18 protein-coding genes are annotated in these 23,361 nt (G+C 69.7%); 6 read left to right on the top strand and 12 right to left on the bottom strand.

Annotated features, from left to right (window positions below; all coding sequences use genetic code 11):
* Positions 1 to 135: 135 nt before the first annotated feature.
* Positions 136 to 2,262 (bottom strand): DNA gyrase/topoisomerase IV subunit B, encoded by a 2,127-nt coding sequence (locus ITJ59_RS04675; protein WP_194649971.1) that lies wholly within the window; start codon positions 2,260 to 2,262, stop codon positions 136 to 138.
* A gap of 168 nt (positions 2,263 to 2,430) precedes the next feature.
* On the opposite strand from ITJ59_RS04675, the gene ITJ59_RS04670 reads away from it, so the two are divergent.
* Positions 2,431 to 2,655 carry a hypothetical protein gene (locus ITJ59_RS04670; protein WP_071255055.1) on the top strand — a complete coding sequence of 75 codons (225 nt, stop codon included), beginning with the start codon at positions 2,431 to 2,433 and terminating at the stop codon, positions 2,653 to 2,655.
* Between the two features lie 68 nt (positions 2,656 to 2,723).
* On the opposite strand, the gene ITJ59_RS04665 is transcribed toward ITJ59_RS04670, so the two are convergent.
* The 6 genes from ITJ59_RS04665 to ITJ59_RS04640 all read right to left on the bottom strand — a co-directional run bounded on the left by ITJ59_RS04665 (position 2,724) and on the right by ITJ59_RS04640 (position 9,179).
* The gene (locus ITJ59_RS04665; RefSeq protein WP_194649970.1) at positions 2,724 to 3,173 is read right to left on the bottom strand and encodes a peptidoglycan-binding domain-containing protein; all 450 of its coding nucleotides are present in this window, start codon (positions 3,171 to 3,173) and stop codon (positions 2,724 to 2,726) included.
* Between the two features lie 123 nt (positions 3,174 to 3,296).
* On the bottom strand, positions 3,297 to 4,070 hold the full coding sequence (locus ITJ59_RS04660; protein ID WP_194649969.1) for a hypothetical protein: 774 nt from the start codon (positions 4,068 to 4,070) through the stop codon (positions 3,297 to 3,299).
* A complete protein-coding gene (locus ITJ59_RS04655; protein WP_194649968.1) occupies positions 4,067 to 5,326 on the bottom strand; it encodes a MurT ligase domain-containing protein in 1,260 nt (419 codons plus the stop codon). Before ITJ59_RS04655 ends, ITJ59_RS04660 begins: the two co-directional genes overlap by 4 nt.
* A gap of 4 nt (positions 5,327 to 5,330) precedes the next feature.
* A complete protein-coding gene (locus ITJ59_RS04650) occupies positions 5,331 to 6,581 on the bottom strand; it encodes an RNA polymerase sigma factor (protein WP_194649967.1) in 1,251 nt (416 codons plus the stop codon).
* A 192-nt stretch (positions 6,582 to 6,773) separates the two neighbouring features.
* A complete protein-coding gene (locus tag ITJ59_RS04645; protein WP_194649966.1) occupies positions 6,774 to 8,093 on the bottom strand; it encodes an MFS transporter in 1,320 nt (439 codons plus the stop codon).
* 156 nt (positions 8,094 to 8,249) lie between these two features.
* A complete protein-coding gene (locus ITJ59_RS04640) occupies positions 8,250 to 9,179 on the bottom strand; it encodes a proteasome assembly chaperone family protein (RefSeq protein ID WP_194650378.1) in 930 nt (309 codons plus the stop codon).
* Positions 9,180 to 9,254: 75 nt separating this feature from the next.
* Here ITJ59_RS04640 and ITJ59_RS04635 point away from each other — a divergent pair, with 75 nt between their 5' ends.
* The 3 genes from ITJ59_RS04635 to sucB all read left to right on the top strand — a co-directional run bounded on the left by ITJ59_RS04635 (position 9,255) and on the right by sucB (position 13,817).
* Positions 9,255 to 10,733: a leucyl aminopeptidase gene (locus tag ITJ59_RS04635; RefSeq protein ID WP_194649965.1), complete on the top strand. Its 1,479-nt coding sequence runs from the start codon at positions 9,255 to 9,257 to the stop codon at positions 10,731 to 10,733.
* Positions 10,734 to 10,888: 155 nt separating this feature from the next.
* Complete coding sequence (lpdA, locus tag ITJ59_RS04630; protein WP_194649964.1) at positions 10,889 to 12,262, top strand: dihydrolipoyl dehydrogenase; 1,374 nt, start codon at positions 10,889 to 10,891, stop codon at positions 12,260 to 12,262.
* A gap of 73 nt (positions 12,263 to 12,335) precedes the next feature.
* Positions 12,336 to 13,817, top strand: a complete 1,482-nt coding sequence (gene sucB / locus ITJ59_RS04625; protein WP_194649963.1) for a 2-oxoglutarate dehydrogenase, E2 component, dihydrolipoamide succinyltransferase — start codon at positions 12,336 to 12,338, stop codon at positions 13,815 to 13,817.
* A gap of 78 nt (positions 13,818 to 13,895) precedes the next feature.
* On the opposite strand, the gene ITJ59_RS04620 is transcribed toward sucB, so the two are convergent.
* On the bottom strand, positions 13,896 to 14,735 hold the full coding sequence (locus tag ITJ59_RS04620; protein ID WP_194649962.1) for a hypothetical protein: 840 nt from the start codon (positions 14,733 to 14,735) through the stop codon (positions 13,896 to 13,898).
* A gap of 128 nt (positions 14,736 to 14,863) precedes the next feature.
* On the opposite strand from ITJ59_RS04620, the gene ITJ59_RS04615 reads away from it, so the two are divergent.
* Entirely contained in the window at positions 14,864 to 15,577 is a 714-nt protein-coding gene (locus ITJ59_RS04615) for a DUF4191 domain-containing protein (RefSeq protein WP_194649961.1), read from the top strand.
* A gap of 468 nt (positions 15,578 to 16,045) precedes the next feature.
* Here ITJ59_RS04615 and ITJ59_RS04610 read toward each other — a convergent pair whose 3' ends face one another.
* Positions 16,046 to 16,501 (bottom strand): RDD family protein, encoded by a 456-nt coding sequence (locus ITJ59_RS04610; RefSeq protein ID WP_194649960.1) that lies wholly within the window; start codon positions 16,499 to 16,501, stop codon positions 16,046 to 16,048.
* 140 nt (positions 16,502 to 16,641) lie between these two features.
* On the opposite strand from ITJ59_RS04610, the gene glnA reads away from it, so the two are divergent.
* Entirely contained in the window at positions 16,642 to 18,066 is a 1,425-nt protein-coding gene (gene glnA, locus ITJ59_RS04605) for a type I glutamate--ammonia ligase (RefSeq protein WP_111087015.1), read from the top strand.
* 189 nt (positions 18,067 to 18,255) lie between these two features.
* On the opposite strand, the gene ITJ59_RS04600 is transcribed toward glnA, so the two are convergent.
* The 3 genes from ITJ59_RS04600 to ITJ59_RS04590 are packed head-to-tail and all read right to left on the bottom strand — an operon-like array spanning position 18,256 to position 22,881.
* Complete coding sequence (locus tag ITJ59_RS04600) at positions 18,256 to 19,683, bottom strand: UDP-glucose dehydrogenase family protein (protein ID WP_194649959.1); 1,428 nt, start codon at positions 19,681 to 19,683, stop codon at positions 18,256 to 18,258.
* Positions 19,680 to 21,263, bottom strand: coding sequence for a glycoside hydrolase family 26 protein (locus ITJ59_RS04595; protein WP_194649958.1), 1,584 nt, complete (start codon positions 21,261 to 21,263; stop codon positions 19,680 to 19,682). Before ITJ59_RS04595 ends, ITJ59_RS04600 begins: the two co-directional genes overlap by 4 nt.
* Positions 21,256 to 22,881 carry a glycosyltransferase family 2 protein gene (locus ITJ59_RS04590; protein WP_194649957.1) on the bottom strand — a complete coding sequence of 542 codons (1,626 nt, stop codon included), beginning with the start codon at positions 22,879 to 22,881 and terminating at the stop codon, positions 21,256 to 21,258. The genes ITJ59_RS04595 and ITJ59_RS04590 overlap by 8 nt, the downstream gene beginning before the upstream one ends.
* Between the last annotated feature and the right edge of the window lie 480 nt (positions 22,882 to 23,361).

Genomic DNA, 23,361 nt, shown 5'->3' with positions numbered 1-23,361 from the left:
CCGTGCACGGTGGCGTCACATTGTCGCTGTGGCAGCACCGAGACTCGGGCTGCGCGACCGAATTCGGAGTACGCGGCCCGAGACGAGTCGCTGAGGCCAGGACGCAGCGCGGCGCGCGGCGCGCGGCCACCGGCGCTACGCGTCGATGCGGTCGCGGTCCAGGCCCTCGCCGGCCAGGATGAATTCCTTGCGCGGGGCGACGTCGTTCCCCATGAGCAGCTCGAACACCTTCGCCGCGCTCTCCGCGTGGGTGATGTTCACCCGCCGCAGGGTCCGGTGCGCACGGTCCATCGTGGTCTCGGCCAGCTGGTCGGCGTCCATCTCACCGAGACCCTTGTAGCGCTGGATCGGCTCCTGGTACTTCTTGCCAGTCTTCTCGAGCTTCTTCAGCACGGTCTGCAGCTCCTGCTCGGAGTACGTGTAGAGCGTGTCGTTGGGCTTGCCGCGGTTCACCACGACGACCCGGTGCAGCGGCGGCACGGCCGCGAAGACCCGACCCTGCTCGATCATCGGCCGCATGTACCGGAAGAACAGGGTGAGCAGCAGGGTGCGGATGTGCGCACCGTCGACGTCGGCGTCGGACATGATGATGACCTTGCCGTAGCGGGCCTGGTCGATCTCGAACGTGCGACCGGAGCCGGCGCCGATGACCTGGATGATCGACGCGCACTCGACGTTCGACAGCATGTCCGACACGGACGCCTTCTGCACGTTGAGGATCTTGCCGCGGATCGGCAGCAGCGCCTGGTACTCGCTGTTGCGTGCGAGCTTCGCCGTGCCGAGGGCCGAGTCGCCCTCGACGATGAAGAGCTCCGTGCCCTCGGTCTCCTGCGACCGGCAGTCCGCGAGCTTCGTCGGCAGCGAGGAGTTCTCGAGCGCGTTCTTGCGGCGCTGGGTCTCCTTGTGGGCGCGGGCCGAGATCCGGGTCTTCATCTCCTGCACGACCTTCTCGAGCAGGGTCGCGGCTTGGGCCTTCTCAGTGCGCTGCGCTGACGTCAGGATCTCGGTGATGCGCTTCGACACCACCTGGTCGACGATCTTGCGGACCGCGGGCGTGCCGAGGATCTCCTTCGTCTGGCCCTCGAACTGCGGCTCGGGCAGCCGGACGGTCAGCACGGCGGTCATGCCGGCGAGCACGTCGTCCTTGTCGAGCTTGTCCTGCCCGACCTTGAGCTTGCGGGCGTTCGCCTCGACCTGCGCGCGGACGGCCTTGACCAGGCCCGACTCGAAGCCGGCCTGGTGCGTCCCGCCCTTCGGCGTCGCGATGATGTTGACGAAGCTGCGGAACGCGGTCTCGTAGCCGCTGCCCCAGCGGAGCGCCAGGTCCACTTCGCAGGACCGCTCGACCGACGTGGAGACCATGTGTCCCTTGTCGTCGAGCATCGGGACGGTCTCGGTGAAGGTGCCGGTGCCCTGCACGCGCCAGACATCGGTGACGGCGGTGTCGGTGGCGAGGTGCTCGACGAACTCCCCGATCCCGCCTTCGTACCGGAAGCGCTCGACGACCGGACCGGCCTCGACAGCCGTACCCGTCGACGCGGCACGTGCTGTTGCCGCCTCGATCGATGCCACACGCTCGTCGGTGATCGTGATGCCGAGCCCCGGTACCAGGAACGCCGTCTGTCGTGCGCGGGTGACCAGGTCGTCGGTGCTGAAGCGCGCGTCCGCCGTGAAGATCTGACGGTCTGCCCAGTAGCGGATGCGGGACCCGGTCACACCCTTCTTCACCTTGCCGACCACCCGCAGCTCGCTGCCCGAGGTGAAGGGGCTGAACGGAGCGTCCGGACCGATGCCCTTCGCGTCGTCGAACGTGCCGGGCTCGCCACGGTGGAAGGACATGGCGTAGGTCTTGCCGCCCCGGTCCACCTCGACGTCGAGACGCTCGGACAGCGCGTTCACCACGGAGGCGCCGACGCCGTGCAGCCCGCCGGACGCCGCGTACGACCCCGAGCCGAACTTGCCGCCGGCGTGCAGCTTCGTGAACACGACCTCGACCCCGGTCAACCCGGTCTTCGGTTCGACGTCGACGGGGATGCCACGGGCGGTGTCGCGGACCTCGACCGAACCGTCGGCGTGCAGCACGACCCCGATCTCGTCCCCGTGTCCGGCCAGGGCTTCGTCGACGGAGTTGTCGATGATCTCCCACAGGCAGTGCATGAGGCCCCGGGAGTCGGTCGAGCCGATGTACATCCCCGGACGCTTCCGGACCGCTTCGAGCCCCTCGAGGACGGAGAGATGGCGTGCGGAGTAGTCGGAGCTCACCTGCCGATGCTACCGAGCCGCACCGACACCCACTGCCCGGACACTCGCACTGGGGACAACCGGTCCGCGGTGAGCGAAACAGGCCTCCACAATGCATCGTTCTCAGGCATCACGTGTTGAAATGGTGCAACCACCCGGCACCACCTGCGATCCGTGAGGAGCACAGCAATGACCCAGACCGTGCAGGACCCCTCCATCGACGAAGTCAGCAACCACCAGCTGACCGCCGCCGACCGTTGCGACAGCTGCGGAGCGCAGGCCTACATCCGAGCCACCATGTCGAGCGGCGAGCTCTTCTTCTGCGCCCACCACGGCGCCGAGTTCAAGGACAAGCTCGCGGCGACGGCCATCGAGTGGCACGACGAGAGCAGCCGACTCTACGAGTCGAAGTAGCGTCACCACAGCAAGACGGGAGGCCCGGTGCCAGCTGGCACCGGGCCTCCCGTCTCTGCGTGGTGCGTCTAGAACACGCGGTTGAGCACCCAGGCCACGCCGCGGTAGCTGTTCGGACCCCACACCCCGTCGATCGGACCGCTGTAGCGGCCGTGGGCAGCCGCCCAGCGCTGCAGCGCGGCGACGTTGTCCGTGCTCTCCCAGCCTTGCGCGATCCCGCCTTGGAAGAAGCCTCCGTTGGCGAGCTGGCTCGACACCCCCTTCCACGAGTTCGGCCCCATCACACCGTCGATCGGGCCCGTGTAGCTCGACATACTCGCCAAGCACTGCAGGCGTTTGTAGAAGATGGAGCCAGGCACCCCGTCCGATTCGGTCGTGGTCGTCGGGACGGAACTGCAGGCCGGGCTGATCCGCGCCATGGCAGCCTCGGCCGGAGCACCCTGCCCGACGACTCCCGCACCGGTCAGTGACGCGACGAGCGCACCGATCATGGCGAGTCTGATGATGTTCTTCTGCATGAGACCTCCTCTGTAGGGTGTCCAATGTTTCAGATGTCGTGTTTACACGGAAGTGCTTGGCAACTGTTGCCACCGCGGACACGACGAAGGCCGGGCCCCATCGGGACCCGGCCTTCGTGAGCGTCACGCGATGCGCTTGAACGCCTTGTCGACGTAGCGGTCGACCGTCGCCCGCGCTTCGCTTGCGTACCGGTCGATGGTCGCCGTCTGCTCGGGGTCCGGCGCGTACTCGCGACCGAGCCGTGCGGCGGCGGCGGCGAGGACCCCGTCAGTCAGCTGCGGGTTGAGCGGCAGGATCGGGCCCTGCGTGTGCGTGCCGAACGACGTGCCGACGATCGCGCCCTCGACCGGGGCTCCCGCCTGGTTGCCGCCGCCGGACACGACGTCGGCGAACGGGGTGACCCCGTCCGCGAGTTCGATCGTGGTGGCGTGGTCCTCGAAGCCGGCGAGCCGCTTCGACGCTCCGGGGAGCAGCGGGTAGCGGGTCTCGAGGACGAAGTAGTTCACGCGGCGTTCGGCACCGCGGACGGCACGTGCGTCGAACACGCCGAAGCCGTCGACCGGAGCACCTTCGGTGGGCACGACCTGGTTCGTGGCGAGGTCGAACCCACCACCGACCGCGACGACCGGTACACCGTCGGTGGCGAACGAACGGAGCGGGGCACCGACGCGCGCGACGTCGGCGCCGAGGGACCGCATCGCGCTGAGCGGTCCGTTGCCGATGACGACGACGTCCGCCGCAGCGGGCAGGTCGTCGCCGGGCGCGTACTCGAGCACCTCGGTGTCGAGACCGGCAGCTGCAGCGCGGCGGACGAGGGCCGCGACGTTGCCGCGGTCCCCCGAGACCCCCATCTGCCGGGGGTAGACGTGCAGGATGGTCAGCCGGTCGGCCGTCATGCGGTCTTCTCCATGTCCGGGTGGCCGAGGGCCTTGCGGGCGATCATCATGATCTCGTAGTTGACGATGAAGTTCTTCGTCCCGCTGGTCGTCGAGCCGAGCTGTTCCATGTGCTTGATCGCAGCTTCGACGTCGGGTTCGACCCGGCCGATGCGGACACCGGCGTGCTCGAGCACGATCGCGATCTGCCAGGCCTTGTCACCGGAGACGACGTCCACGTGGTCGAGCTTCGAGAAGTCGATGTCGTAGATCCACGAGATGTCCGGCGTCCCCTCGTCGATCGCCATGAGGACCTGTTCGGGGCGATCGGGCAGTGCGTCGAGGTTGAGCTGCAGGCTCGCAGCGTTCTTGAACATCGTGAACTCGGCGGACTCGCCGGCGATCGGGAGTCGCTCGCCGCGGCCGTACGCCGGCTTCATCGTGCCGAAGGCCTTCGTGACGGCGTCGGCGCGGAACTGTGTACCGAGTGCCGCGCTGGCCGTGGCCGTGGCAGCAGCGGCGTCGACCGCGTAGTGCAGGCCACGGGCGGGCAGGCGCACCTGGATGTCGGCGCCGTCGAAACGGATCGTCGCACCGTCACCGGTGTTGACGACGACCTCTGACTCAGCGGCGTTCGGCTGGGCGTCCTGCCGGTCGAAGTCGTCGGCGTTCTGCAGACCGTTCGGTGCGGCGGCGACGACCTCGGTGCTCGCACCGAAGCGCAGCACGCGCTGGCCGGTGCGCGCCACGTAGGCGTCGAGGAACTGGTCGTCGCGGTTCGTGATGACGTTCGCAGTCGACAGTGCCGCCGTGTCGAGCATCATGTCGGCGACGCGCTCGGTCTCGAAGAACCGGTACAGCTGGTCGACCTGCACGTTGAGCATCGTCACCGTGGACGGCGACAGGATGCCGGCGAGCTCGACCGCGAAGGCCTCGTCGACCTCGAGGATCCCGATGTCCGCCTTGAGGCGACCGGTCAGCGAGACCTCGGACAGCAGCGCCGACGCGATGCCCTGGGGCAGGTTCGCACCCGACGGGTTCGTGAAGACGCGGAGCCCGTGCGCCCGGACGATGTCCGAGATCATGTGCGTCGTCGTCGACTTGCCGTTCGAGCCGAGCACGAAGACGACGCCGTTCGGGAACTGCTTCGTCACGTGCTGCAGGAAGTCCGGCACGAGCTTGAGCACGATGAAGCCGGGGTACGCGGATCCCCCGCCCCGCGCTCGCGCGAGGGCACGGAGGATCCGCCCGATCAGGATCGGGATGAAGAACCGCATCGGCCTACTCGAGGTAGTCGCGCAGCGACTGCGATCGCGACGGGTGGCGGAGCTTCGCCATCGTCTTGGACTCGATCTGACGGATGCGCTCGCGCGTCACGCCGAACGTGTCACCGATCTGGTCGAGGGTCTTCGGCTGGCCGTCACCGAGGCCGAAGCGCATGCGGATGACGCCCGCTTCACGCTCGGACAGGGAGTCGAGCAGGCTCTCGAGCTGCTTCTGCAGCATCGTGAAGCCCACCGCGTCGGCCGGCACGACCGCCTCGGTGTCCTCGATGAGGTCACCGAACTCGGAGTCGCCGTCCTCGCCCAGGGGCGTGTGCAGGGAGATCGGCTCGCGGCCGTACTTCTGCACCTCGACGACCTTCTCCGGGGTCATGTCGAGCTCGCGGGCGAGCTCTTCCGGAGTGGGTTCGCGACCGAGGTCCTGCAGCATCTGCCGCTGGACACGGGCGAGCTTGTTGATGACCTCGACCATGTGCACCGGGATGCGGATGGTGCGGGCCTGGTCGGCCATGGCCCGGGTGATCGCCTGGCGGATCCACCACGTGGCGTAGGTCGAGAACTTGAAGCCCTTGGTGTAGTCGAACTTCTCGACCGCGCGGATCAGGCCCAGGTTGCCCTCTTGGATGAGGTCCAGGAACTGCATGCCGCGGCCGGTGTAGCGCTTCGCGAGCGAGACGACGAGGCGGAGGTTCGCGCCGAGCAGGTGCGACTTCGCGCGCTGCCCGTCGCGGGCGACCCAGCGCAGTTCGCGCTCGGCCGGCTTCGTGAGCCCGGTCGAGTGCTGGAGCTTGTCCTCGGCGAACAGGCCAGCCTCGATGCGCATCGCGAGCTCGACCTCCTGCTCGGCGTTGAGCAGGGCGACCTTGCCGATCTGCTTGAGGTAGTCCTTCACCGGGTCGGCGGTCGCACCCGTGATGGTCGTCGAGTAGACCGGCGCTTCGTCGTCGTCGGTCTGCGAGATGACGAGCGCTCCGGCGGCGACCGCAGCGGCGGCGTCGGGCTTGACCGTCTTGTCGTCGGCGTCCTCGACGTCCTCGGCCGGCTCGTCGCCGGCTTCGTTCGCCTCGTCGACGGGGTCGACCTTCTTGGCCTTCGGGGCGGCCTTCTTGGCCGGGGCCTTCTTGGCGGGTGCCTTGGTGGCGCGCTTCTTCGGCGCGTCCGTTCCCTCGGCAGCCGTGGCGTCCTCTGCCACAGCACCTTCGGGCTGAGTGTCCTTCGTGGGATCGATCGTCGTGCTCCGGGCAGCCATGCGATCACCTCTCTCGTCGTGCCACGTTCGTGGGGTCGTGGCCTCCCTCGCCGCCCAGGGCCCGCGCCGCAGTCCCCCGCGTCGTCGAGTCCTACCGTTCCGGGCAGCACTAGGACCCATGTCAAGTCCCCCGTGTCGATCGGCACACCGAAGTGAGCCGTCAGGTGGGGGTCCTGCGTGGGTCCGTGATCATTATTGCACGTGCCGCTTCCGCAGGCGCGCAACGAGTGCAACCCAGAGCGGTCCGACGCGTATTCCCTCTTCCGCGTGGAGCACCCGGCGCGTCCGGTGGCGCGCGTGCAGCAGCATCCCGACGCCGAACCCGACCACCACGTACTGCACGGTGAGGGCGATCCTGAAGTTGTCCCAGGCGAACACGGTCTCGCCGGTGACCCGCGCCGTCACGTCGAGCAGCAGCCCGATCAAGTACATCATCACGAACGCGGCCAGGAACCCGCCGACGTTGACGACGCCGTTCGCGGATCCCAGGGATCCGACGGGGTTGAAGGTGCGGGCGAAGTCGAACCCGATCAGCGAGCCCGGTCCGCCGATGCCCATCGCCACGACGAGCAGGACCAGCAACCAGGTCGGCGGGTGGCCGGGCCAGAGCAGGATCGCGGTCCAGACCACGGCGAGCAGGACGACGACCCCGAGCACGAGGTTCGAGCGACGCATCGGGAACCGGGCGCACAGCAGTCCAAGCAGCGGCCCGGCCACGAAACCGACCGCGACGATGATCGTCAGGAACCCTGCGGCCTCGGCGGGCGTGTACCCGAGTCCGCGGAGCATCGGGACGCCCCAGAGCAGCGAGAACACCGTGCCCGAGGACTGCGTCACGTAGTGCGACCAGAACCCGAGCTGGGTTCCCGGGCGCCGCAGTGCGTGCCCGAAGGTCCGGAAGGCCGCGCCCCACGAGTGCGGGAGCGGGATCGTGCCGGTGCGGACGGGGACCGGGCCGTTCCGGACGAAGACGAACGCCAGGACGAGCCCGACGGCGCTCGCGGCGGCGGCGACCCCGAACGCCGGCGTCCACCCCGCTGCGTGCAGGAGCACCGCGAACGGGAACGCCGACAGGATCTGGCCGATCTGGCCGAGGTTGCCGGTCCACTGCGAGATCTGCGGCAGGATCCGGCCACTGAACCACATCGGCACCAACCGGATCACCGAGATGAAGGTCATCGCGTCGCCGGCGCCCACGAGCACGCGGCCCGCGATCGCAGGGCCGATCGTCGGTGAGAAGGCGACGACGGCCTGTCCGACGACGAGCAACACGGCGCCGATCAGGACGAGCCTGCGCGGTCCGACGCGGTCGAGCGCGACGCCCACCGGGATCTGGAGTCCGGCGTACACGGCGATCTGCACCACGGCGAGCGTCGACAGCACCGCGGCGGAGACGGCGAACCGGTCCTGCGCGTCGACGCCGGACACTCCCAGTGAGGACCGCTGCACGACGGCGAGGACGTAGGCGAGCACCGCGATGCCCCAGACCAGGTAGGCACGACGCGAGTTCACCCGACCAGGCTACCGATCCTGCGGACCGCGATACGCGACGTGTGTCGCGGACGTCCGCGCCGGGTCGGGAGCGACCGGACGACGGACGGGAGGCGCGGGGCGGGCCCGCCACGGGCCTCCCGTCCGCCCTGCACGCGCGTCCAGATCACGCGACCGCTAGTCGCCGACGTCACCCTGGGTGCGACGGTCGGCCAGGAAGCGCTCGAGCTCGGCCGCGATGGCGTCTGCCGTCGGGACCTCGCCGTCGACGCCCGTGAGGGGCGACGCGACCGGGTTGCCCTCCATGTAGGTGTCGTGACGCTCCTCGAGCACACCGACCAGGCGCTGCAGCTCGCCGTTGCCGGCGACCTGCTCCTCGACGCGGGTGAGGAACTCGCGGCCTGCCTCGCGCAGGGTGTCCGTGGGGAAGATCAGGCCGGTGGCGGCGGCGATGCCGGACAGCGCGGCGACCGCGGCGTCCGGGAACTCGGTGTCGGACAGGTAGTGCGGCACGAGCAGGACGAGCCCGGTGACCTGCGCGCCGGTCGATGCGAGCCGGTGCTCGACCAGGTGCAGGACGTTCGCCGGCGCCTGGGTCTCGGGCTTCCAGACGCTCATCTGCTCGATGAGGTCGGCGCGGGTGCCGGACACGGTCAGGCTGATCGGACGGGTGTGCGGGACGGGCATCGGGATCGACTGCACCCACGTGGTGTCGGCGACCTGGAGCTGGGCAGCCAGGCCGGTGACGGCGTCGACGAACCGGTTCCACTGGAAGTCCGGCTCGTACCCGGACAGGAAGAGGAACGGCTGGCCGATCTCGTCGCGCACCAGGTGGAGCGCCAGACGGGGCGGCTCGACGGCGGCGATGTGGTCGTGCTCGAAGGTGATGACCGGGCGGCGGGCACGCCAGTCGAGCAGGACGTCGGGGTCGAACTCGGCGACCAGCTGGGTGTCGAGGTCGTCGAGCACCGACGCCGTCACCTGGGCCACGGCCGAACCGGCGTCGGCGAAACCGGTGAGCCCGGCGACCAGGTGCAGCCCGGCCGGGACGGTCGGGGCGGCCTCGTCGAACGTGTAGAGCTCCTCGGGGTGGTTCACCGTCCCCATGCTAGGCGGGGCCACCGACACCCCTGTGCGGGACGACCACGCCGACAGCGAACAGCGCGTGGATAGGGTTGGAGCATGGTCCGACCGACGCTCTCCACCGACTCCTCCGCCCCCTCCTCGATCTCCGCCGACGTCCTCGTGGTCGGTGTCCGGCCCGGCGCCGACGGCGCACCCGCGACCATCGCGCCGCCCGCCACGACGCCGTTCACCGCACTCGACGACCTCGACCTCGCAGCGATCGGTGCGACGGGTGCGAAGGACCAACTGGTGCGCATCCCGGCCGTCGGCGTCGACGCCGCGAGCATCGCGCTGATCGGGCTCGGCTCGGGCACCGACGCCGCTGCCGTCCGCTCGGCTGCGGGCAGCGCCGTCCGCCAGCTCCCCCACGTCTCGTCCGTGGTCCTGGCACTGCCGACCGACACCGACGTGCTCGTCGAGGCAGCGCTCGAGGGCGCCGCGCTCGGCGCCTACGCCTTCACGCGGCACAAGGGCGCCGGTACGACCGGACCGACGCGCGGCGACCAGCGCGTGACCGTCCTCGCACCGTCCGCCGCGGCCGACGCCGCCGTCCGGCCCGCGATCGTGGCGGACGCCGCCTCGCTCGTCCGCGACCTCGTCAACACCGCCGCCGGCGACCTCGGGCCCGCAGACGTCGCCGACGTCGCCGTCGCGCAGGCCGACGGGCTCCCGATCTCCGTCGAGGTGCTCGACGAGCAGGCGCTCGAGGAGCAGGGCTTCGGCGGCATCGTCGGCGTCGGCCGTGGTTCGGCCCGTCCGCCGCGTCTGGTCGTCGTGCGCTACGCACCGGAGTCCGCGACGAAGCACCTCGCCCTGGTCGGCAAGGGCATCACGTTCGACACCGGCGGCCTCTCGCTCAAGCCCGCGGCGTCGATGCTCGGCATGAAGACCGACATGACCGGCGCCGCCACCGTGCTCGCCGCGACCGTCGCCGCGGCACGCCTGGGCCTCGACGTCCGCGTGACCGCCTGGCTCGCCCTCGCCGAGAACATGCCGTCCGGCACGGCGACCCGCCCGGGTGACGTCCTCACGCTGAAGAACGGCAAGACCGTCGAGGTCACGAACACCGACGCCGAGGGCCGCCTGGTGCTCGGCGACGCGATGGCCGCCGCCTCGCTCGAGGCCCCCGACGCGATCGTCGACGTCGCCACGCTCACCGGCGCGCAGGTCGTCGCGCTCGGCGACCGCACCACCGGCCTGATGGGCAGCGACGACCTCGTCGCCCGCGTCCGCGCCGTCGCCGAGGGGGCCTCGGAACCGATCTGGCCGATGCCGCTGCCCGAGGAGCTCGACGCGCGGCTCGCCAGCGAGGTCGCCGACATGGTCAACGCCACGGTCGGCAACCCGGCCGGCGGCATGCTGCTCGCGGGGAAGTTCCTGGAGCGCTTCGTCGGCGAGGGCATCCCGTGGGCACACCTCGACATCGCCGGCCCGTCGGAGCACAAGGGCGGCGGCTACGGGTGGCTCGGCAAGGGCTCGACGGGCGTGATGGTCCGGACGCTCATCGCTCTCGCAGAAGACCTCCAGTCCGAGTAGTAGGTTTGGTACCGGTGGGACGGGGCATCGACGCACCTCCCACCGGTACTGCACGGGACGGGACCGGAACCACGCGGTCCGACCGTCGGACGCCGCCCTCCGCGGTGTCCACGTAGGGCCCGATCGGCCCGACACGCACGAGGGAGTTGCACCAGGTGACGGAACAGACTTACGACGTCGTGGTCCTCGGTGGCGGGAGCGGTGGCTACGCCGCTGCGCTCCGGGCCGCCGAACTCGGCATGAGCGTCGCGCTCATCGAGGGCGACAAGCTCGGAGGGACGTGCCTGCACCGTGGCTGCATCCCCACCAAGGCGCTGCTGCACGCGGCCGAGGTCGCCGACGCGACGCGCGACGCCGAGAAGTACGGCGTGATCGCGGAGTTCGCCGGCGTCGAGGTCCCGAAGGTCATCGAGTACCAGCAGGGCATCATCACCTCGAAGTACAAGGGCCTGCAGGGGCTCATCAAGGCCCGCGGCATCACCGTCGTCGAGGGCTGGGGCCGTCTCACCTCGCAGAACACCGTGCAGGTCGGCGACCAGAACATCGTCGGCAAGAACGTCGTGCTCGCGACCGGTTCCTACTCGAAGTCCCTGCCGGGTCTCGAGATCGGCGGCCGTGTGATCACCTCCGAGACCGCACTGCGCATGGACTACGTCCCCAACAAGGTCGTCATCCTGGGCGGCGGCGTCATCGGCGTCGAGTTCGCCAGCGTCTGGAAGTCGTTCGGTGCCGAGGTCACGATCGTCGAGGGACTCCCCCACCTCGTCCCCGCCGAGGACGAATCGATGTCGAAGCAGCTCGAGCGCGCCTTCCGCAAGCGCGGCATCGAGTTCTCGCTGGGTGTCCGGTTCCAGGGCGTCGAGCAGCACGAGAACGGCGTCGTCGTCACGCTCGAGGACGGCAAGACCTTCGACGGCGACATCCTGCTCGTCGCCGTCGGCCGTGGCCCGGTCACGCAGAACGTCGGCTTCGACGAGGTCGGCGTCGCGATGGACCGCGGTTTCGTCACCACGAACGAGCGCCTCGCCACGAACCTGCCGAACGTCTACGCCGTCGGCGACATCGTCCCCGGCCTGCAGCTCGCGCACCGCGGGTTCCAGCAGGGCATCTTCGTCGCCGAGGAGATCGCCGGCCTGAACCCGGTGATCATCGAGGACAAGAACATCCCGAAGATCACGTACTCGGACCCCGAGGTCGCCTCCGTCGGCCTCTCGCAGGCCAAGGCCGAGGCCGAGTACGGCGCCGACAAGGTGGACTCGTACGAGTACAACCTGGCCGGCAACGGCAAGAGCCACATCATCGGCACCTCCGGGTCGGTCAAGGTCGTCCGCGTCATCGACGGACCCGTCGTCGGCGTGAGCATGATCGGCGCCCGCGTCGGCGAGCTCATCGGTGAAGCCCAGCTCGCCGTGAACTGGGAGGCGTACCCGGAGGACATCGCTCCGCTCGTGCACGCGCACCCGACGCAGAACGAAGCCCTCGGCGAGGCGTTCCTGCACCTCGCGGGCAAGCCGCTGCACGCGCTGTGACCCGGACGCGTCCGCGCACTGTGACAATGACATCAACAACAACTGCAACCCCCTGCGAAGAGGAGTCCACCCGATGAGCGAATCCGTCAGCCTCCCGGCGCTCGGCGAGAGCGTCACCGAGGGCACGGTGACCCGATGGCTGAAGAACGTCGGTGACCGGGTCGAGGTCGACGAGCCGCTGCTCGAGGTCTCGACCGACAAGGTCGACACCGAGATCCCGTCGCCCGTCGCCGGCGTCATCGAGGAGATCCTCGTGCAGGAGGACGAGACCGTCGAGGTCGGCACCGCGCTGGTGAAGATCGGCGACGGTTCGTCCGACGCTGGTTCGTCCGACGAGTCCTCGAACGAAGCCGCAGCCGAGGCAGAGGCCCCCGAGGCCGAGCCGAGCACCGAGCAGGAGTCCGAGACCCCCGCACCGGAGCCGACCGAGCCCGAGCCGGCCCCCGCCGGACAGACGCAGCCGGCCGCCCCGCAGGCACCGGCAGCACCGCCCGCGGCCGCTCCGGTCCCCCAGGCCGCTCCGGTCCCGCCGCCCGCCGCCGCACCGGCTCCCCCGGCAGCGGTCCCCGCCCCGGCAGCACCGGCCGCAGCGCCCAGCGCGACGACCGCCGCAGCGGTGCCGAACCCGACGCAGGACGGCGCGGCCTCCGGCTACGTCACGCCGCTCGTCCGCAAGCTCGCCAACGAGCAGGGCGTCGACCTGTCCACCGTCACCGGTTCCGGTGTCGGCGGTCGCATCCGCAAGGAAGACGTGCTCGCGGCCGTCGCGAAGGCCCCGGCCGCCGCTGGTGCCGCAGCACCCGTCGCCGCGTCTGGCCCGTTCGTCGCCGAGGTCTCGCCGCTGCGTGGCACCCGCGAGAAGATGACGCGCCTGCGCAAGGTCGTCGCCGAGCGTGCCGTGCAGTCGATGACCTCGACCGCGCAGCTCACGAGCGTCGTCGAGGTCGACGTCACGAAGGTGGCGCAGTTCCGCGACGCCCACAAGGCGGAGTTCCTCGAGAAGACCGGGTCGAAGCTCTCCTTCATGCCGTTCTTCGCCCTGGCGGCGTCCGAGGCGCTCAAGGCCCACCCGAAGATCAACTCGACGGTGGAGGGCGACGAGATCGTCTACCCCGAGTCCGAGAACGTCTCCATCGCGGTGGACACCGAGCGCGGCCTGCTGACCCCGGTCATCAAGGACGCGGCGTCGCTCGACCTGGCGCAGTTCTCGAAGTCCATCGCCGACCTGGCGGAGCGCACCCGGAACAACCAGCTCAAGCCCGACGAGCTGGCCGGCGGGACGTTCACGCTGACGAACACCGGTTCGCGTGGTGCGCTGTTCGACACCCCCGTGGTGTTCCTGCCGCAGTCCGCGATCCTCGGCACGGGCATCGTCACGAAGCGTCCGGCGGTCGTGAAGGTCGACGGGCAGGAAGCCATCGCGATCCGTTCGTTCGTCTACCTCGCCCTGTCGTACGACCACCGGATCATCGACGGTGCGGATGCCTCGCGGTACCTCGTCGCGGTGAAGAACCGTCTGGAAGCGGGCAACTTCGCCCCCAACCTCGGGTACTGATCCCAGCAGCACGGCCGACGGCCCCGGTTCCCCCGCGTGGGGGGACCGGGGCCGTCCCCGTTCCGGCGAGGGCTCGCATCAGCTGCCACCGTTCCCAGCGCCGAGGGTCGACACGGCAGCGATCGCCGTGCCGGTCGCGACGACGATCCCGACGACGACTCGGCGCAGCGGCAGCCGTCGGCCGGCGCCGAGCGGGACACCGTGCTCGACGGCGTCCCGCACGACGGCGAGCAGGCGGTCGGCCACGGTGCCGGTGCTGCGCGGGGGTTCCGGTTCGGCGAAGAGCAGGTCGGCCCTGGGTGGCGTCCACCGGAACGGCCGCGGCGGGGCGGCGGCCAGCACGACGTCGAGAGCCGCTCGCGCTGCGGTGCGGTCGCCGTCCAGAGCGAGGACGAGCGCGGTGTCCACGTCGTCACGGACGGGATCACGCGGGTCGACCCGCTCCCAGACGACCCGAGCAGCGAGCACGACGACCCGAGCGGCGTCGACATCGGTCGCGGTCGCCGCTGCCGCCGGTGCCTCGTCATCACGGGACGCCCCCACTGGTCGGTCACACAGCACGACGGCGCCGGCATCGTCCACCAGGACGTCGTCGATCCCCGCAGCGCCGAGCCGCACGGCACCGTCGACAGCGGCGACGAACAGTTCGAGCAGCGGCACGCTGAGCGTCACCGCGACCCCGGTCGTGGGTGCGCCGAGGCGGTCGAGCGCAGCGCTCAGCGGCGTTCCACGGGGGCGGTCGAGCACGGTCACGAGTCCGCCGCCGTCGTTCCGGCCGACCGCGGCGACGGGGACGAGGTGCCGGTGAGTGGTGGCGGTCCGGTCCGCTACCCAGGCCAGCGCAGCGGTGTCGGTGGACGACGCGACCCACCGGTCGCGGCGGGCGTCGTGGATGCCCTGGTCGGTCGTCGTGTCCATGGTGACGAGCGTGGCGGAGGCGAGCCGGGCCTCCCGTCCGTCCCGTCCGACCTGTGGACAACGCGTGTTCGCGCACAGCCGGACCACGTGCGGTCTCCCCCGGCGCACGGAGGCCGTATCCTGTTGGCATGGCACGCAGCTCTTCCACAGACACGAAGGCGAAGGAGCCGGGGCGTCTCAAGCAGATGTTCCAGGTCTTCCAGATGACGCGGCGGGCAGACCCGTCGTCGGTGTGGTGGTTCGCCCTCGCCTTCGTCGGCCCGGTTGTCCTCGGCGTCCTGCTGGCGCTCCTGCTGCCGGGGCGGAACTGGCTCGCGATGATCCTGTGGATCGTCGCCGGCGTCCTGATGGGCGTGCTGCTCTTCTTGATCGTCCTCGGTCGGTTGGCCGAACGCGCCGCCTACTCGCAGATCGAGGGCCAGCCCGGAGCCGTCGGTGCCGTGCTGTCCAACTCGCTGCGTCGGCAGTGGCGCTCCAGCGAGATGCCCGTCGCCGTGCACGGTCGCTCGCAGTCCGCGGTCTACCGTGCGGTGGGTCGGCCCGGTGTCGTCCTGATCACCGAGGGCCAGCGCGGCAACCTCAACCGTCAGGTCGAGGAAGAGCGTCGCAAGGTCCAGCGCATCGTCCCGAACGTCGCGGTGCACATCGTCCACGTCGGTGAGGGTGACGAAGCGGTGACGCTGCACAAGCTCCCGCGTGTGATGAACAAGTACAAGAAGTCGCTCAACCGCAACGAGGTCCTGGCCGTCGCGAACCGCCTCGACTCCCTGACACAGAGCCCCGCGGCCGCGATCCCGAAGGGCATGGACCCGATGCGTGCCCGTGCCGGGCGTCCGCGCTGATCCGTTCGCGCTGAATCGCCCCGGCCCCGCCCGCGCCGCAGAACGCCCCCGACCGTGCCAGGTCGGGGGCGTTCGGCGTGCGGTGGGGGCGGTCGGTGTGGTCGGCCGGTCGCGCCAGCCGGCTGCACCGTGCGGCTTCGGCCACCGGGTGCGAGGTTGCCCGCTCGGCGCGAGCCTGTCGCGCTGCACCGAGCCGGCGACCTCGCACCGGCCTACGAACCTCGCACCGTGCGCAGCCACACCCAGGCGCACCCCTGCCGACGAACCTCGCACCGTGCGCAGCCACACCCCGGCGCACCGAGGCGCGCCGGGCGACCAACCTCGCGCCGTGCGCAGGCGCACCCTGGCACGAAACCTCGCACCGGCCTACGAACCTCGCACCGTGCGCAGCCGCACGCCGGCGCGCCCCGGCGCACCCGGCGACGAACCTCGCACGGTGCGGCGCGGCCGCGGGCGCCAGGACGCGCGTCAGCGCCGGACCAGCACCGTCCCGGCGATCCGGTCGTGCGCGCCGCGGCTGTCGCGGTCGATGATGAGCGCCGGCACCACCAGGCAGAGCAGCACGGTGCGGAGTACCGGACGCCACACCCCGACGTAGCCGCCACGCATCGGCACGACGCGCAGCCCGACGCAGATGTGCCCGAACGACCCGGACAGCAGGCAGATGAAGAGCACCTGCAGGCCGGCGAAGATCGCGAGCTGGACCCAGCTGTGCGCGATGTCCCCGGAACCGTTCACGGGCGACCAGACCCCGGTGACGTAGGCCACGAGGTCGGCGAGGGCGCCGTCGATCAGCAGGGCGACGATCCGCCGTCCGATGCGCCCGACGCTGCGGGGACCGGTCTCCGGCAGGCCGAGGTCCTTGCCCGGCCAGCCGTCGGGATGCTCGGAGGGCACGGACGGACTGGAGGAGCTGCGGGCCATGCTCCCAGCGTAGGCGACTGGCCGCGCGTAACACGCCCGAAACAATTCAGTCACGTCCGGGAAACCCCGTGTCAATAGCCTCGTCGGAGGTGCCTTGATCGGTGCCTCCGACATCACCCAACCCATTGGAGATCGGCCCCATGTTCAGCGATTCCTCCGAGGTCCTGGCCTTCATCAAGGACACCGACGTCAAGTTCCTCGACATCCGATTCACGGACCTGCCGGGTGTGCAGCAGCACTTCAACATCCCCGCATCGACCGTCGACGAGGACTTCTTCTCGGTCGGCCAGCTCTTCGACGGCTCCTCGATCCGTGGGTTCGCGTCGATCCACGAGTCCGACATGCAGCTGATCCCCGATGTGACCACGGCGTACGTCGACCAGTTCCGCGCCGAGCGCACGCTCATCATGATCTTCGACATCTACAACCCGCGGAACGGCGAGATCTACGGCCGCGACCCGCGCCAGGTGGCGAAGAAGGCCGAGAAGTACCTCGCGTCGACGGGCATCGCGGACACCGCGTTCTTCGCCCCCGAGGCCGAGTTCTACATCTTCGACGACGTCCGTTACTCCGTCACCCAGAACGAGTCGTTCTACGCGGTCGACTCCGAAGAGGGCGCTTGGAACACCGGTCGTGACGAAGAAGGCGGCAACCTCGCCAACAAGACCCCGTACAAGGGCGGCTACTTCCCCGTGTCGCCGGTCGACAAGACCGCCGACCTGCGCGACGACATCACCCTCAAGCTGATCGACGCGGGCTTCGAGCTCGAGCGCTCGCACCACGAGGTGGGCACCGGCGGCCAGCAGGAGATCAACTACAAGTTCGACACGATGGTCCACGCCGCGGACGACATCCTGAAGTTCAAGTACATCGTCAAGAACACGGCCGACCAGTGGGGCAAGGTCGCCACGTTCATGCCGAAGCCGCTCTTCGGTGACAACGGTTCGGGCATGCACACCCACCAGTCGCTCTGGTCGGACGGCAAGCCGCTCTTCTACGACGAGAACGGCTACGGCGGCCTGTCCGACCTGGCCCGTTGGTACATCGGCGGCCTGCTCAAGCACGCCCCGGCGCTGCTCGCCTTCACCAACCCGTCGATCAACTCGTACCACCGCCTGGTCAAGGGCTTCGAGGCGCCGGTCAACCTGGTCTACTCGGCCGGCAACCGTTCCGCGGCGATCCGCATCCCGATCACGGGCACCAACCCGAAGGCCAAGCGCATCGAGTTCCGCGCGCCGGACGCCTCGGGCAACCCGTACCTCGCCTTCGCCGCGCAGCTGATGGCGGGCCTCGACGGCATCCAGAACCGCATCGAGCCGCACGAGCCCGTCGACAAGGACCTCTACGAGCTCCCCCCGGAAGAGGCCAAGGGCATCCCGCAGGTCCCCGGCTCCCTCGACGAGGCGCTCGACTTCCTCGAGGCGGACCACGAGTTCCTCACGAAGGGCAACGTCTTCACCGAGGACCTCATCCAGACCTGGATCGACTACAAGCGTGAGAACGAGATCCTCCCGCTGGCCCAGCGCCCGCACCCGTTCGAGTACGAGCTGTACTTCGGCGTCTGATCTTCGCTGACTCACGAAGGCCCCGCACCGTCAGGTGCGGGGCCTTCGTCTGTGCCGCGACAGCGACAGTGTGCCGCGAATCATCCGCAGCAATGTGTCGCTTCGGCGGGGTGGGCGGTCACCCTCAGCCCGCGCGCACGCGAACGGGGTCCGTGCCGCCCGGCACGGACCCCGCTTCGCAGACGGAGACTAACGGGCCGTGGCCAGCGTGTCGTTGGTCCCGGCTGCGACGCTCACGGGTGCACCCGCGACCGGCGTGGGCCGTCCCAGGGAACGGACGGTCCACCCCGCTTTGACCCAGTCCTGGACCGGGAGGCAGTTGCGCGCGTCGATCACGACGCGCCGGCCGACGAGCTCGGCGAGCCGGGCGGGATCGGCCGTGACGACCTCGTCCCACTCGGTCAGCACGAGGACGACGTCGGCGCCCTCGATGGACGCCTCCATCGAGTCGGCGTAGGTGAGGGTCGGGAACGACCGTCGAGCGGGCTCCATCGCCTCGGGGTCCCACAGCGTCACCTGGGCGCCGCGGAGGTGCAGGGCGGCGGCGACGTTGAGCGCCGGGGAGTCCCGGACGTCGTCGGTGAGCGGCTTGAACGCGGCGCCGATCACGGCCACACGGCGGTTCAGGACCGATCCGCCGGCCGAGTCGATCGCCATGTCGATGACCCGCTGCCGCTGGCCCATGTTGATCTCGTCGACCTGCTGCATGAGGCCGACGACCTGCCCGGCACCGATCTCGTTCGCGCGGTACATGAGCGCCCGGATGTCCTTCGGCAGGCAGCCGCCGCCGAAACCGAGGCCGGCGTTCAGGAACTTCCGGCCGATGCGGGAGTCGTGGCCCAGGGCATCGGCCAGCGTCGAGACGTCCGCGCCGGCGATGGTGCACATCTCCGAGATCGCGTTGATGAACGAGATCTTCGTGGCGAGGAACGCGTTGGCACTCACCTTGACGAGTTCGGCGGTGGCGAGATCCGTCGTGATGACCGGGGTGCCCTCGCTGATCGGGGCGGCGTAGACCTCGCGGATGACGGCGTCGGCGGCCTCCGACGCACCGCCCCAGACCAGGCGGTCCGGGTGCAGGGTGTCCTCGACGGCCTTGCCCTCGCGCAGGAACTCGGGATTCCAGATGAGCTCCGCGTCGATGCCGTCGGAGGTGAACTCGCGGACGATGCCGCGGAGCCGTGCGGCCGTGCCGACCGGCACAGTCGACTTGCCGACGATGAGGCCCGGGTGCGTGAGGTTCTCGGCGACGCCGCGGGTGGCGCTCTCGACGTAGGCGAGGTTCGCGGCGTGCGACCCGGCCTTCTGCGGTGTGCCGACGCAGACGAAGTGGACGTCCGCCGCCGCCACCGCCGAGGCGATGTCCGCGGTGAACCGGAGCTTGCCGCTGGCGACGTGCTTCGTGATGAGCTCCGGCAGACCGGGTTCGAAGAACGGGACCTCGCCGGCGGACAACGCGGCGAGCTTCGCCGGGTCGACGTCCACGCCGATCGTCTCGAAGCCCATCTCGGCCATGGCGGCCGCGTGGGTGGCACCGAGGTAGCCGGTGCCGATGACGCTGATGACGGGTGCGGGACGGGTGTCGGCCGCTGCGGGCGACTTCTTGGACGCGGTCATGGCGTGACCTCCTGCAGGTCGTAGTCGATGTCGTTGCGCTTGATGCCCGCGGCGAATGCCTGCAGGGAGTCGGCTCGCGAGTTGAGTCGCCAGTCGTTCGTGGTGCGTTTGCCGTCGATGATGGTCGTCGCGGTCTCGCTGAAGTACGCGAACCCGATGATGTCGTCGTTGGCCGGGTCGGCCAGGGCGTCGAAGAGCGAGTCGATCCACTGCGTCTTCTGGGGGTTCGAGACGCTGGTGCCGGTCTCGGTCGCGCCGATCTCGTTGAGCATGATGCCCTTGCCCGGTGCGATCTGGCGGATCTGCGACAGCGTCGCGCTGAACGTGTTCGCGAAGGTCGGCTGCTCGGTGGCGTCGCGGTAGTAGCCGCTCATGCCGACCCAGTCGACGTAGTCGGCACCCGGCCAGTACTGCTGCATGTACTCGACGGTCTGGTACTTCGGGTTGCCGAGCTTGTCGATGCGCGACGGCGACCAGTCCCACACCACGTAGTCGTTCGCGCCGTTCGCCTGGAAGACGTCGTGGACGTGCTGCCACATCTTCACGTACGAGCCGGCGGCGTTCTGCTGGGCGGACCCCTCGGACCAGTTGTACCAAGAGCCGTTCATCTCGTGGTCGAGACGGATGACCATCGGCTGCCCGTTGGCCTTGAGCGCCTTGGCGTACTTCGTCAGGTAGGCGTCGAAGTCGCCGTCGACGATGTCCTGGTTCGTGTAGCCGGCGACGTACTTCTGGTCGTTGCCGGTCTGCGCGGGGGCGGTCTCCCAGGTCATCAGCGGCACGCGGCCGTTGGCCCACGAACGCTGGATCGCACTCGCGTTGAACGCCTGGTCGAAGCCCTGGAAGAACCCGGTCATGTTCGACGCGGTGCCGACCTGGCGGGAGACCTCGTCGTACTCGGCCCAGTTGAACGGGGACTGCGCGGTGTACAGGCCGTACCAGCGGGACTGCTGCCCGAGGATCTCGGCCTTGGTCGGGACGGCGACGGGCGTGGTGCCCGGGTCGGTCGACGGGCCGGGGTTGGGCTTGGTGGCCCCACCACCGCTGCCACCCGAGCCGCCGGAGCCCGACCCCGCGCCACCGGCGGAACCGCTGCCCGAGCCGGAACCCGACCCGTTGTCGGACACGGCTGATCCCGATCCGGAACCGGAGCCCGAGGTGCCGGCCCCGTTCGCACCGGAACCCGACGCCGTGACGGAGGACGCGCCTCCCGAGTGCTTCGCGGCACCGAGCTGGGACTGGAGCGACGCGATCTGCGCCTTGAGCTCCGTGACCTGGTCGCCACGCGACCCGGCCTGGGCCGTGCTCGAGTCGAGCTTGCCCTCGAGCGCCCAGATGCGGTCCTGGGCAGCGTCGAGCTGCGTCTGCAGTTCGGCGGCCGAGACCTTCTTCGCCTTCGGGGCGGTGACACCGAGCGCCTGGTGGACGGCGGTGGAGACGGGGCCGGCCGGGGAGACCCAGACGGACCAGGTGATGAGGGCGAGTGCGAGGACGATGGCGGTCGTCCCGACGGCGGTCCAGCGGGCGTGCTTGCTCGACTGCGCCCACCAGGTACTGGAGGAACGGATGAGGTCAGACAATGAGGAAGGCCTCCAGGGCGAAGATCGCGAAGCCGATGCAGTACGGGATCGCGGCGTACGGGTTGTACCGGCGGGCCTTCACGGGGGCGGTCCGTGGGGCTGCGGGCTGCTGGCCGGCGAACGCGGCTGCTGCCTCCCGCCGGGTCGCGAGCACCGTCGCGGTGGAGTTGGCGGTGGCGTCCGCGCCGAAGAGCTCGTCGAACGCGCGGTCCACGGCGACCTGCTCGTGCGCGACGCCGGACGGTGTGCCCTGCAGCTGCACGAACCCGTCGAGGGCCTGGGCCCGGTCCGCCGCGTCGATCGGGCTGAACGGGATCTGCGTGCCGGGCGTGCTCGGCTGGACGCTGTCCGCCGGGTCCTCCTGCATCGGACCACCGGCGTAGGCACCGGCGCGGGTCCCCCAGCCGGACGCGTGCGCCAGACGGAAGAAGCCGATGAGCCGGATCGGCATGAGGAAGAACGTCGACACGATGATGAACATCGGCAGCCGGAAGAAGTCGCTCGGCTTCTCGGCCAGGTGACGCATCTGCCGGATCGCCATGCTCAGCACCGACGAGACGACCATGAGCGCGGCGACGTAGACGAAGCCGGTCGAGAAGCCGTACTGCGACAGGATGCCCTGGTACAGGTTCTCGCCCTGCCCGGTGAACGCACGGTAGATCCAGCCGGCGATCACGCCGAAGAGCATGAACGGCAGGATGATGTCGGTGATGAAGAACGCCGCCAGGACCGGGGCGTGGCCGAGCATCCACGGCAGCATGCGCAGCGTGTTGTACTGCGAGCCGCGGGCCCAGCGGAGCTGCTGCTTGAACAGCTTCTTCACCTGCAGCGGGGCGTCCGTGTAGACCAGCGACGTGTACTGGTAGACGGTCCGGTACCCCTCCTTGAGCGTGAGGTTCGTCAGCGTCCGGTCGTCGGAGACCTCGAGGAACACGCCCATGAACTTCTCGTGCATGAACTTGTCCATGACCCGCACGAGGATGTTCCGCCGGAACGCGATCGTGCGCCCGGGCAGGCAGCCGATCTGCCCGAGGACGCTCTGGGCGGGCATCGAGTACAGCGCACGGGAGTTCTCGAGCCAGTCGGCCCAGCGGGTGATCCAGCTGCGCTCGGGCTCGAGGATGCGCTGGCGGGTCGTGACGCCGCCCACGGACTCGTCGGCGAACGGCCGGAGGAGCTCCTCGAGTGCGCCGGGGGTCCAGACGGTGTCCGAGTCGACGAGCACCGTGATGTCGCCGTTGGACATCTCGGTGCCGACCTTGACGGCGTTGCGCTTGCCCGGGATGGGCGTGTGTGTCCAGCGGACGAGCGGGGCGAACTCGTCGCAGACGGCTTCGAGCGCCTCGTTGCGGGCGCCGTTGATGACGACGATGATCTCGCCGGGTCGCTGCTCGACCATGCGACCGATGACGTCGCGGAACAGGTCGAGCGGTTCGTCCACGACGGGGACGACGACGCTGGTGGTACCGACGAAGGTGCCGGTGAACGGGCGGTAGCGGGCGGAGATGACGACCTTGACCAACCAGAGCAACCAGATCACCGCGGAGTACACGGCGAACAGGTAGAACTCGGGGTGGCCTTCGACCATCTGCCTGATCTGCAGAATGAAGGTGAACACTGATCCCTGCTTCAACGTTCGAGGTGGAGATTCCGCGACGTTGGGGAATCAGGGTCGGTTCGGGTGATGTCAATTGAGACAGAACCTGGAGACCCGCGCAACGCGGCCCCCGTCCGGGGGCGTTTCCGGCGCGTTACGGGGTACACACTGGTCCCCCTCTCCGCGGGGACCAGTGGTCCCCCCTCGTGCTGACAGCACTCCTGCGGACCACTCGTCGGCCAGCGGCCGCCGGTACCGACCTCGAAGGCGGCCGGGAGGCGCGGGTCGGCTCCGAAGGAAAGCCCCGGTCAGCAGGCGGTCACCTGGCGTGTCGGGGGGCAACGGAAACAGGCCCCTGGAGGTCCGGTGGGAGTTCGGTCACGGTGCGGTAACAGTACCGAGGCGGTTCGAACAGGGGTACGGACTGCGTCGCAACGGGGGACGGTGCGCGACACGGAGAATTAACCTCCGACGACTGCGCGACGCCGGGCCCTGCGCGTG

It is taken from the genome of Curtobacterium sp. VKM Ac-1393 (genome assembly GCF_015350995.1).
Classification (GTDB): Bacteria; Actinomycetota; Actinomycetes; order Actinomycetales; family Microbacteriaceae; genus Curtobacterium.
This window is presented reverse-complemented; position numbering and strand designations above follow the sequence as displayed.

Coding starts and splice junctions, on each gene's coding strand:
- ITJ59_RS04670 (WP_071255055.1), top strand. CDS start 2,431: ATGACCCAGACCGTGCAGGACCCCTCCATCGACGAAGTCAGCAACCAC.
- ITJ59_RS04665 (WP_194649970.1), bottom strand. CDS start 3,173: ATGCAGAAGAACATCATCAGACTCGCCATGATCGGTGCGCTCGTCGCG.
- ITJ59_RS04660 (WP_194649969.1), bottom strand. CDS start 4,070: ATGACGGCCGACCGGCTGACCATCCTGCACGTCTACCCCCGGCAGATG.
- ITJ59_RS04655 (WP_194649968.1), bottom strand. CDS start 5,326: ATGCGGTTCTTCATCCCGATCCTGATCGGGCGGATCCTCCGTGCCCTC.
- ITJ59_RS04650 (WP_194649967.1), bottom strand. CDS start 6,581: ATGGCTGCCCGGAGCACGACGATCGATCCCACGAAGGACACTCAGCCC.
- ITJ59_RS04640 (WP_194650378.1), bottom strand. CDS start 9,179: ATGGGGACGGTGAACCACCCCGAGGAGCTCTACACGTTCGACGAGGCC.
- ITJ59_RS04635 (WP_194649965.1), top strand. CDS start 9,255: ATGGTCCGACCGACGCTCTCCACCGACTCCTCCGCCCCCTCCTCGATC.
- sucB (WP_194649963.1), top strand. CDS start 12,336: ATGAGCGAATCCGTCAGCCTCCCGGCGCTCGGCGAGAGCGTCACCGAG.
- ITJ59_RS04620 (WP_194649962.1), bottom strand. CDS start 14,735: ATGGACACGACGACCGACCAGGGCATCCACGACGCCCGCCGCGACCGG.
- ITJ59_RS04615 (WP_194649961.1), top strand. CDS start 14,864: ATGGCACGCAGCTCTTCCACAGACACGAAGGCGAAGGAGCCGGGGCGT.
- ITJ59_RS04610 (WP_194649960.1), bottom strand. CDS start 16,501: ATGGCCCGCAGCTCCTCCAGTCCGTCCGTGCCCTCCGAGCATCCCGAC.
- glnA (WP_111087015.1), top strand. CDS start 16,642: ATGTTCAGCGATTCCTCCGAGGTCCTGGCCTTCATCAAGGACACCGAC.
- ITJ59_RS04600 (WP_194649959.1), bottom strand. CDS start 19,683: ATGACCGCGTCCAAGAAGTCGCCCGCAGCGGCCGACACCCGTCCCGCA.